Annotated in this window: 10 protein-coding genes and 1 pseudogene; 5 read left to right on the forward strand and 6 right to left on the reverse strand. The window is 59.5% G+C overall.

The window, feature by feature from the left end:
• A pseudogene (locus CKW24_RS28565) lies at positions 1-125 on the reverse strand (IS110 family transposase); the annotation flags it as partial.
• Positions 126-286: 161 nt separating this feature from the next.
• On the reverse strand, positions 287-892 hold the full coding sequence (locus CKW24_RS27465) for a TetR/AcrR family transcriptional regulator (protein ID WP_095172017.1): 606 nt from the start codon (positions 890-892) through the stop codon (positions 287-289).
• A 133-nt stretch (positions 893-1025) separates the two neighbouring features.
• Here CKW24_RS27465 and CKW24_RS27470 point away from each other — a divergent pair, with 133 nt between their 5' ends.
• Entirely contained in the window at positions 1026-1940 is a 915-nt protein-coding gene (locus CKW24_RS27470) for a DUF808 domain-containing protein (protein ID WP_095172018.1), read from the forward strand.
• 68 nt (positions 1941-2008) lie between these two features.
• Here the strand turns inward: CKW24_RS27470 and CKW24_RS27475 are convergent, their stop codons facing one another.
• Together CKW24_RS27475 and CKW24_RS27480 are read right to left on the reverse strand one after the other, a co-directional pair.
• A complete protein-coding gene (locus tag CKW24_RS27475; protein WP_095172020.1) occupies positions 2009-2797 on the reverse strand; it encodes a VacJ family lipoprotein in 789 nt (262 codons plus the stop codon).
• Positions 2790-4088: a serine/threonine protein kinase gene (locus CKW24_RS27480; protein WP_095172021.1), complete on the reverse strand. Its 1299-nt coding sequence runs from the start codon at positions 4086-4088 to the stop codon at positions 2790-2792. The genes CKW24_RS27475 and CKW24_RS27480 overlap by 8 nt, the downstream gene beginning before the upstream one ends.
• Before the next feature lie 223 nt (positions 4089-4311).
• On the opposite strand from CKW24_RS27480, the gene CKW24_RS27485 reads away from it, so the two are divergent.
• Positions 4312-4680 (forward strand): hypothetical protein, encoded by a 369-nt coding sequence (locus CKW24_RS27485; protein ID WP_095172023.1) that lies wholly within the window; start codon positions 4312-4314, stop codon positions 4678-4680.
• A gap of 33 nt (positions 4681-4713) precedes the next feature.
• Here CKW24_RS27485 and CKW24_RS27490 read toward each other — a convergent pair whose 3' ends face one another.
• A complete protein-coding gene (locus tag CKW24_RS27490) occupies positions 4714-6309 on the reverse strand; it encodes a glycosyl hydrolase family 17 protein (protein WP_095172025.1) in 1596 nt (531 codons plus the stop codon).
• Positions 6310-6596: 287 nt separating this feature from the next.
• On the opposite strand from CKW24_RS27490, the gene CKW24_RS27495 reads away from it, so the two are divergent.
• The 3 genes from CKW24_RS27495 to CKW24_RS27505 all read left to right on the forward strand — a co-directional run bounded on the left by CKW24_RS27495 (position 6597) and on the right by CKW24_RS27505 (position 9630).
• Positions 6597-7445, forward strand: a complete 849-nt coding sequence (locus CKW24_RS27495) for a glycine betaine ABC transporter substrate-binding protein (protein WP_095172027.1) — start codon at positions 6597-6599, stop codon at positions 7443-7445.
• Positions 7446-7663: 218 nt separating this feature from the next.
• Positions 7664-7975 (forward strand): DUF485 domain-containing protein, encoded by a 312-nt coding sequence (locus CKW24_RS27500; RefSeq protein ID WP_095143815.1) that lies wholly within the window; start codon positions 7664-7666, stop codon positions 7973-7975.
• Positions 7972-9630: a cation acetate symporter gene (locus CKW24_RS27505; RefSeq protein ID WP_095172029.1), complete on the forward strand. Its 1659-nt coding sequence runs from the start codon at positions 7972-7974 to the stop codon at positions 9628-9630. Before CKW24_RS27500 ends, CKW24_RS27505 begins: the two co-directional genes overlap by 4 nt.
• Before the next feature lie 601 nt (positions 9631-10231).
• Here the strand turns inward: CKW24_RS27505 and CKW24_RS27510 are convergent.
• On the reverse strand, positions 10232-10326 hold a 95-nt coding region (locus CKW24_RS27510), incomplete at its 5' end, for an IS3 family transposase (protein ID WP_143501162.1).

Genomic DNA, 10326 nt, shown 5'->3' on the forward strand with positions numbered 1-10326 from the left:
AAATGTTGGACAAGTGCTACGCGAGTGAATTTTTTGCGGTAAAGCTCATGACCTCGTTCATCTTGGGCGTGAAGATGAAAGGAGTTTTTACCCAGGTCGATGGCGGCGATAGCTACTTTGTTCATGAGAATGGTCTCCGGTGAGCCCCCAGTGAAAGCTTAGTGGGCTATCACTGGGGGCGGCGGGGGTAACCATTTCATTAGGGATATGTGTGGCTCACAGAATTTGAATTCTACAGGGAAACCTGTGGGAGCAGGCTTGCCAGCGAAGGCCGCGCAGCGGTCTATCAGTCCGGCTCGCAGCCCTTGAGCACCAGGCGGATGATGGTCTGCGCGGCGGCTTCGTAGTCTTCTTCGTCGAGCTTGGCCTTGCCGGTGACGGCGGAGATCTGCCAGTCGAAGTCGGCGTAGGTCTGGGTTGCGGCCCAAATGCTGAACATCAGGTGATTGGGGTCGATCGGGGCGATCTGGCCGCGGTCGATCCAGGTCTGGATGCACTCGATATTGTGCTTGGCCTGGCCGTTGAGCTGTTCGACCAGGTCGGCGCTCAGGTGCGGTGCGCCGTGCATGATCTCGCTGGCAAACACCTTGGAGGCAAATGGCAGGTCGCGGGAGATGCGGATCTTGGAGCGGATGTAGCCGCTGAGCACCTCGCTGGGTACGCCATCGGCGTTGAACGGCGTCGAGGCCTGCAGGATCGGCTCGATGATGCTTTCCAGAACCTCGCGGTAGAGGTTTTCCTTGGACTTGAAGTAGTAATAGACGTTGGGCTTGGGCAAACCCGCCTTGGCCGCGATGTCACTGGTTTTGGTCGCAGCGAAGCCTTTGTCGGCAAACTCTTCACTGGCGGCACGCAGGATCAGTTCTTTGTTGCGCTCGCGGATAGTACTCATAAACCAAGGTGTTCCTTGCCGATACTGGCGGTCGCGCATGGTAGCACCGGCCTTGCGCAGCGCTCAAGAATGCCCATTGCCCCGATGGCAGGCTATGCTGCGCAACATCCATTCCCGAAGGAAACCATGAGCCATGGCAGGAAGTAGTTTGTTGTTGCTGATCGACGATATCGCCGCCGTGCTCGATGACGTCGCGCTGATGACCAAGATGGCCGCGAAAAAGACTGCGGGCGTGCTTGGCGACGACCTGGCGCTCAATGCCCAGCAGGTCAGCGGCGTGCGGGCCGAGCGGGAAATCCCGGTGGTCTGGGCGGTGGCCAAGGGCTCGTTCATCAACAAGTTGATCCTGGTGCCCTCGGCGCTGGCCATCAGTGCGTTCGTGCCCTGGCTGGTGACGCCGCTGTTGATGCTCGGCGGCGCCTACCTGTGTTTCGAGGGTTTTGAAAAGCTGGCGCACAAGTTTCTCCACAGCCCGGCGCAGGATCAGGCCGAGCATGCGCAGTTGGTCGAGGCGGTCGCGGACCCGGCGGTTGACCTGGTGGCGTTCGAAAAGGACAAAATCAAGGGCGCAGTGCGTACCGACTTCATTCTCTCGGCGGAGATCATCGCCATTACCCTGGGCACCGTGGCGGATGCGCCGCTGACCCAGCAGGTGATCGTGCTGTCGGGCATTGCCCTGGTCATGACCATCGGCGTCTACGGCCTGGTGGCGGGTATCGTCAAGCTCGACGACCTGGGCCTGTGGCTGACCCAGAAGCCTTCGCAGATTGCCAAGGGCATCGGCGGCGCGATCCTGCGGGCTGCGCCGTACATGATGAAAAGCCTGTCGGTGATCGGCACTGCGGCGATGTTCCTGGTCGGTGGCGGGATCCTGACCCACGGCGTACCGGTCGTGCATCACTGGATCGAAGGCGTGAGCCAGAGCGTTGGCGGCTGGTCGTGGATCGTGCCGAGCCTGCTCAATGCGGTGGCCGGGATTGTCGCGGGGGCGGTGGTGTTGGCGGGGGTGATGGTGGTGAGCAAGATCTGGAAATCTGTCAAAAGCTGATGCTGTGGGTGGAAAATCAAAAAGGCCATTCGATCTGCATCGAATGGCCTTTTTTATCACCGCAAACGTTACTCGGCGATCTGCAGCTTGCGTGCTTCGGTGTACACGTAGCGGACCTTCTCGTACTCGAACGGCGAGTTCATCTGACCGTAGCGGAAGTTGGTCTGGTAGCGTTTGTCGACGCCGCGCAGGATCCAGACTTCCGGATGGTTGGAGCTGACTTCAGCCACGTTGAGGAAGTTGATCGCCGACTCTGCGCTGTAGTCCACCACCAGCCCGCCGGTATCGCGCAGGTTGGAAGGCCCAAGGATCGGCAGCATGAAGTAGGCGCCACCCGGAACGCCGTAGAAGCCCAGGGTCTGGCCGAAGTCTTCGCTCTGACGCGGCAGGCCCATGGCGGTCGCCGGGTCCCACAGGCCGGCGATGCCGATGGTGGTGTTGAGCAGCAGGCGGCCGGTGGTTTCCAGCGAGCGCTGGCCCTTGAGTTGCAGCAGGCTGTTCACCAGGTTGGGCACGTCGCCCAGGTTGTTGAAGAAGTTGCTGACGCCGGTGCGCAGGAAGCTTGGGGTGATGTAGCGGTAGCCGTCGACCACGGGCAGGAATACCCACTGATCGAAGCGGTAGTTGAAGTGGTAGACCCGACGGTTCCACGACTCCAGCGGGTCATAGACGTTCAGCGCACTGAGGGTCGAGCGCTCGAATTCGCGCTGGTCCAGCCCTGGGTTGAACTTGAGTTTGGTCAATGGCTCGGTAAAGCCATCCGGGTCGACCACTGTGGGTTCGTTGGCCTTGCTGTTGTCGGCATTGGCATAGCCTGCGCACAGTAACGCGGCGAGAAGCAGGAGAGGTTTAGCCACGGAAAAACTCCAGCATGGCGTCGGCGTTGACGCGGTAGTTGAGGTTGCCGCAATGGCCGCCGTGAGGGTAGACCGTCAGGCGGTCACCAAAAGTCTTGCGCAGGAAGCCGAGGTCGCCAGGGCCGAGGATCACGTCGTCGGCGTTGTGCATGACGGCGATTTTCGGGCTGGCTTGCAGGTAATCCTTGAGCGCGTAGAGGCTGACCTGGTCGATCAGTTGCAGCAGGCTGCCACCGTCGGTGCGGGCGCGCCACATCGGGATCACCTGCTCGGTGAGGTAGCAGTCGAAGTCGCATTGCAGTGCACGCTTGAGGAACGGCGTGAGGCTGGTGCCTTCGGTGATCGGGTACTTGGGCGGAGTGATCAGGCCACGACGGTTGACCAGGTCCGAGGTGTAGGCGATGTCGGCCGCGGAGAAGCGGAACGAGGTGCCGATCAGCATGGCCATCTGTTCGTTGGTCAGGTGCTGCTTGGATTGCTGGAAGTCGTAGAGCAGGGCGTCGTTGAGGTCGATGTAGCCTTTTTGCTGGAAGTAGCGGGTCAACTTGTTGAGCACCAGTTCATAGAAGGTGGTGCTGGTGTTGATGCCCTTGACCTCGGTTTGCACCAACTTGTCCAGGTTGGTGACGGAGGTGTAGAGGTTGACCGGCGGATTGAGCAGCAGGACTTTCTTGAAGTTGAAGCTGCGTCGGGTTTCGTCCAGATGAGCAACAAATGCCGCGTCCAGGGCGCCGAGGCTGTAGCCGGTGAGGTAATAGTCGGTCACCGGTAGTTTCGGGTTCTGCGCGCGTACCGCTTGCATCACGCGGTACAGGTCTTCGGCATCTTCCTTGGTTACGCCCGGGGTGGCGAAGCGCGACGCTGCGCTGATGAAGTCGAAGCTGGTGGGCGAGGACAGTTGGACGACGTGGTAGCCGGCCTTGTAGTACAGGCGCTTGAGGTATTCGTTGAGGCTGCTGTCGTAGCGGGCGCCGGTGCCGGCGATCAGGAAGATCAGCGGTGCCGCGTGATCCTGGGTGGCCATGCGATAGGTGAGTTTCTTCACGGCCCAGAAGTTGTCCGGCAGTTCGAACTGGCGTTCCGGGCGCAGGGTCAGGCTGTGATCCGATTGGTTGATGTCTTCGTCCAGGGGCAGCTCTGGCCTAAGGTCCGGAGGTGTCGTGGCAATAGTCGCTTCAAACGGGTTGGTAAGCGGGTAGCCATAACTGGCGGCATCGATATCTGCCGCCAGTGCGGACGCACTCAGGATAAGGCCGCCGAATACGGCAGCGAAGCGCAAGGAACGGAGCATGACTAAATCCCTTAGAGGAAGGTGCCTAATGAAGTTCGCAGGCTATGACCACAGGTTATGCGCCAAAGTGCCATGGATCGGCACCAAACAGGCCTTATGGTGGGTAATAGTAGCTGGACGATACACTTTGCCGGTATTTGATGACCAGATATCTGTTGATCTTCCTTGCGTCGTTTCGCGGGGGGATTAAGCTGGGCGCCGTTTTTGCCTATCGGAGTGCTTCATGTCCAGCCGTTTTCCCGTGATTTTGCTGCTCATCGTCCTGCCGTTGTGGCTGGCCGCCAGTTATGGCGTGCGTTATGGCTTCATGGAAGATGCCCAGTGGGTGGGGATTTGTGTCGACGAGGCGAATCGCTGGCAATGCCAGTTACGCGCAAACCTGGGGCTGCTGATTCACTTCAAGGTCATGGGCTGGGGCGCATTGGCGGCGGCGGTGCTGGGGTTTGTGCTGCCGGGTCGTGCTGGCTGGTGGCTGGCGGTGTTGGCGCTGGTACTGGGCTTTCCCGCACTGGCCTTGTACAACACCGGCCTGGCGGTGTTTGCGGTGGTGATTGCGGGGTTGCGGTTGGTCAGGGCGCCGCGTGGCGCCTGACTAATCGAATCGCGGGCACAGGACTGCTGAAAATCAACCGCGGCGTACCCGCAGGCTGCGCCACAGTGCAGCCACCAGCAAGCCGCTGACCAGCGCCCAGCCCCAGGCCTGCTGGTTGAGCAGTCCTTCACGGTACAGCTGTGGGGCGATCCCGGCACCGATGATGAACGCCAGCAAGGCGATTTCGCGGCGCGGTGCGCTCACCGGGCGAATCAGGTAGACCAGTGCCGGCAACAGCAAGGCGGCGCTGGGGAAGCTGCGATAGCGGGGTTCGAACACCAGCCCCAGCATCATTACCGCGCCCGCAAAGCCGGTAGCAGCCAGTAACCAGCCTGCACGTCGTTGCAGTGCCTCAAACGCGCGCTCGCGCCAACCGGTGCGGGTGCTCAGGCTCAGCGCCGCGTGGGCCAGGACCAGCAGGTTCAGCGCGACCAGCAGACCGGCCCACAGCCATTCATCGAGCGAGCGGCTGGTGACTCGCGCCAGTTCCCCCCAGGTACCGATAGAACAGGCCGCCACGGCGCCCAGCAGCGGCAGCACCAAGGCTGCACGGGTGCTGCGTACGCGACCACCGAGCAACAGCGTGGCGAGGAAGATCAGCCCGCCCACCGCCAGCCATTGTGGCCAGAGTGGCAGGTTGCTGACCGGGCCTGCGAGGACATTCTTGTCCTGGCGATCGGCATCGAACAGACCCCAATAGCCGCCCACCGCGCCTTCGCTGCCACGTTTCCACGGCTGGTCGAAGGCTTCGATCAGGTTGTAGTGCCAGCCTTGCTGCTCGGCCATGGCGACAAAACCGCGGATGAAGCGCGCTTCGTTGACGCGGCTGGGCAGGGCAGTCTCACGCTGGCGACCTTCGCTGGGCCAGCCGGTTTCGCCGATCATCACGTCCTTGGGCGCGAAGCGGTTGCCGAACACCTGGCGCACTTGGGCAACATGCTGCAAGGCGGCATCGATATTGGAAGGGTCATCCTCCCAGTACGGCAGCAAGTGGATAGTCAGGAAATCCACTTCGGGGGCGATCTGCGGGTGCTGGAGCCAGAATTCCCAGACGTCGGCGTAGGTCACCGGTTGCTTGACGTTCTGCTTGACGTGCTTGATCAGCTTGGCCAATTGCGGGCCGGTGATTTCCTTGCGCAGCAGCGCTTCGTTACCGACGATCACCGCCGAAACCACGTCCGGGTTGGCATTGGCCTCGGCAATCAGCAGCTCGATTTCCTTGGCGGTGTCCACCGGGTTGCTGTTGACCCAGGCGCCGATCATCAGCTTCAGGCCATGTTTGCGCGCCAGTGCCGGCAGCGCTTCAAGGCCAGTCACCGAGTAGGTACGAATGCATTCAAAGCGGGTTGCCAGCAGGGCCAGGTCGGCGTCCATGCGCTCGGGGCGCAGGTTGAACGGCTGGTCGAACGGCGACTGGTCCTTATCGAAGGGGGTATAGGAGGCGCACTGCAGTTTGTGCGTGGCGCTGGCAACGTCCGGCAGCAGCACCGGTTGGCCAAGGCCGTACCAGTAGCCGCCGAGGGCAAACAGGCCGAGCAGGCAGGCAAATGCATAAGCTAAAAAAGGAAAACGCGCGGTGGCGGGCATGGTCAGACCGTCTGGGAGCAAAGCCGCGCATCTTACCTGCATTTACCGGCGGTCTGGGCGTTAGGTGGTTTTGCCATGCAAGGTTCGGGCGGGATCGGCCGGGGTTTTACCGATGGCTGGCGTTACTGGCTTTCTGATGTCGTTTCTCGCTGCCTTGAGGTCGCTGACAGAGCAGGTCCTCTTGGGCGCGAGGTTGATGATCGAAGCATCAGTACTCCGCTGATGTTCGAACGAGTTTGCGGTGAAGCGTGATGGGGGCGCTGTGCACCATAACAATACGTTGACGCCGCTCGGCATCCGTCGGGCGCAGCACTTTCGGGGAAGTAACGATGAAGATGCGACGACTCTTAGGCGCCGGTGCCGTTCTGGCATTGGCGATGGGCTCTACTCTGGCGACAGCCGACAGCAAAACCCTGAGCATCGGCTATGTCGACGGTTGGTCCGACAGCGTGGCGACCACCCATGTGGCGGCGGAAGTCATCAAGCAGAAGCTGGGCTACGACGTGAAACTGCAGGCCGTGGCGACCGGGATCATGTGGCAGGGTGTGGCCACCGGCAAGCTCGATGCCATGCTCTCGGCCTGGTTGCCAGTGACCCATGGTGAGTACTGGGCCAAGAACAAGGACAAGGTGGTCGACTACGGCCCCAACTTCAAGGACGCGAAAATCGGCCTGATTGTGCCGGAGTACGTCAAGGCTGTCTCGATTGCCGACCTCAAGACCGACACTACCTTCAAGAACAAGATCGTGGGCATCGACGCCGGTTCAGGGGTAATGCTCAAGACCGACCAGGCCATCAAGGACTACGGCCTCGATTACAAACTGCAAGCCAGTTCCGGCGCCGCAATGATTGCCGAGCTGACTCGCGCCGAAGACAAGAAAGACTCGATTGCCGTGACCGGCTGGGTGCCGCACTGGATGTTCGCCAAGTGGAAACTGCGTTTCCTTGAAGATCCAAAAGGCGTGTATGGCGCGGCGGAAACCGTCAACAGCATCGGCAGCAAGGGCCTGGAAGCCAAGGCGCCGGAAGTGGCCAAGTTCCTGCACAACTTCCAATGGGCTTCGAAGGACGAAATTGGTGAAGTAATGTTGGCGATTCAGGATGGTGCCAAGCCTGACGCAGCGGCCAAGGATTGGGTCGCGAAACACCCTGAGCGCGTCGCCGAGTGGATCAAGTGATTTGATTCGACGCGTCTAGTCAGCATCTTCCAGGCCCGTTTGGCATTTTTGCCAAGCGGGCCTTTGTGTTTCTGGCGCTAAAGCAGTGGTTTTTATCTGCGGGGCAAATTGGCGAAAGCGACATCTGGTTCTAAGACTAAGGTCGTCTGGAACCTCTCCTTGAGCCGCATAGAGTGGATAACGTTCCAACTAAAATCTGTGCTGCGAGGATAAAAACAATGAACGACAGCATTTACCTCTCGATTCAAAACAGCCCGCGCTTCAAGGAGCTGGTTCGCAAACGAGAAAAGTTCGCCTGGATTCTCTCGGCGATCATGCTTGGGCTGTACTCCGGATTCATTCTTCTGATCGCTTACGGGCCGCACGTACTGGGGGCAAAAATCAGCCCTGAGTCGTCGATCACCTGGGGCATTCCGATTGGTGTGGGGCTGATTGTGTCGGCCTTCATCCTGACCGGTATCTATGTGCGACGCGCCAACGGCGAGTTCGACGATCTGAACAATGCAATTCTGAAGGAGGCCAAGCAATGATCCGGCGTCTATTGGCTCTATTGAGCGTTGCAGCGTTCGCGCCGGGTGCCTGGGCGGCTGACGCCCTGACCGGTGAGGTGGCCAAACAGCCGCTGAACATTCCTGCAATCCTGATGTTCGTGGCCTTTGTCGGCGCTACGTTGTGCATCACCTACTGGGCCTCGAAGAAAAACAACTCGGCGGCCGACTACTATGCGGCGGGCGGCAAGATCACCGGTTTTCAGAACGGCCTGGCGATTGCCGGCGACTACATGTCGGCAGCGTCCTTCCTGGGGATTTCCGCGCTGGTGTTCACCTCCGGCTACGACGGCCTGATCTATTCGATCGGCTTCCTGGTGGGCTGGCCGATCATTCTGTTCCTGATCGCCGAGCGTCTGCGTAACCTGGGTAAGTACACGTTTGCCGACGTGGCGTCCTACCGCCTTGGGCAAACCCAGATCCGCACCCTGTCTGCCTGCGGTTCGCTGGTGGTGGTGGCGTTCTATCTGATCGCACAGATGGTCGGTGCCGGTAAGCTGATCCAGTTGCTGTTCGGCCTGGACTACCACGTTGCGGTGATCCTGGTCGGTGTGCTGATGTGTATGTACGTGCTGTTCGGCGGCATGCTGGCGACTACCTGGGTGCAGATCATCAAGGCGGTGCTGCTGCTGTCCGGTGCCTCGTTCATGGCGCTGATGGTGATGAAGCACGTCAACTTCGACTTCAACATGCTGTTCTCCGAGGCGATCAAGGTTCACCCTAAAGGTGAAGCGATCATGAGCCCGGGCGGCCTGGTGAAAGATCCGATTTCTGCGTTCTCGCTGGGTCTGGCTCTGATGTTCGGTACTGCTGGCCTGCCGCACATCCTGATGCGTTTCTTCACAGTGAGCGACGCAAAAGAAGCGCGTAAGAGCGTGCTGTACGCGACTGGCTTCATTGGTTACTTCTACATCCTGACCTTCATCATCGGCTTCGGCGCGATCTTGCTGGTGAGCACCAACCCGGCCTTCAAAGATGCTGCTGGCGCGCTGTTGGGCGGCAACAACATGGCGGCGGTGCATTTGGCCAACGCGGTTGGCGGTAGCATCTTCCTGGGCTTCATCTCGGCAGTGGCGTTCGCGACCATTCTGGCGGTTGTGGCGGGTCTGACCCTGGCCGGTGCTTCGGCGGTGTCCCATGACCTGTATGCCAGTGTGATCAAGAAGGGCAAGGCCAACGAGAAGGATGAGATTCGTGTTTCGAAGATCACCACTATCGCTTTGGCGGTGCTGGCGATTGGCCTGGGTATTCTGTTCGAAAGCCAGAACATTGCGTTCATGGTGGGCCTGGCCTTCTCCATTGCGGCCAGCTGTAACTTCCCGGTGCTGCTGCTTTCCATGTACTGGAAGAAGCTGACCACTCGTGGGGCGATGATTGGTGGCTGGTTGGGTCTGATCAGTGCCGTTGGCTTGATGGTGCTTGGGCCGACCATCTGGGTGCAGATCCTGCATCACGAGAAGGCGATCTTCCCTTACGAGTACCCGGCGTTGTTCTCGATGATTATTGCGTTTGTCGGGATCTGGTTCTTCTCGATCACTGACAAGTCGGCGGCTGCGGACAATGAGCGGGCGCTGTTCTTCCCGCAATTTGTGCGGTCGCAGACTGGGCTGGGGGCGAGCGGGGCGGTTTCGCATTGATGGTTTGATGGTTTTGTAATGTTGTGCTGAATGCCCCGGTTGAGAGATCGGGGCATTTTTTTGTGGGCGGTTATCGGGCTTTGGTGTGTTTTTTATTGGGTGTATATCCGTTGCTGCGGTTAGGGCTGCTTAGGGTTTCGCCCAACGGCGACTCACTTTTTTTCAAGCGCCAAAAAAAGTAAGCAAAAAACGCTTGCGGTATGACTCACCCACATGGGTTACAAATCAGTTCACGCACATAGGCAACAGTTTTTAACTAGCAGGCGAGCTGACACTCGGCCTATTGAGTGGTGAGGGGCTCTTGATCTGGCTTGTGATCTTGCTTTGGCTTCGGCTTTTGATCTTTTGCCCCATCGGCAGGCCGAGCGAAGGTGTTCATCAGGGGGTAGGCGCGCAGCGCCGTGCGGCGTAGCCGCATTCATCGAGAGGAGGTGCAGCGAAGCAAACCGTAGGCGATGCCCCCGGATGGACACCGTAGTGAGGGAACTGATTTGTAACCCATGTGGGTGAGTCATACCGGGGCAAAGCCTTTTGCTTACTTTTCGGCGTTTGGAAAAGTGAGTCGCTGTTGAACTGCCCCCCGAAAGTTGGACAGGGGACGCTATTGATTTAATGCCTGGGTCCGAAATTGTACCGGGCTCAAGCCATTCAGTCTGAGGCTTATGCGGTCTTGGTTGTAGTAGGCGATGTAATCCT

The organism is Pseudomonas sp. Irchel 3H3 (genome assembly GCF_900187635.1).
In the GTDB taxonomy this organism is placed as follows: domain Bacteria; phylum Pseudomonadota; class Gammaproteobacteria; order Pseudomonadales; family Pseudomonadaceae; genus Aquipseudomonas.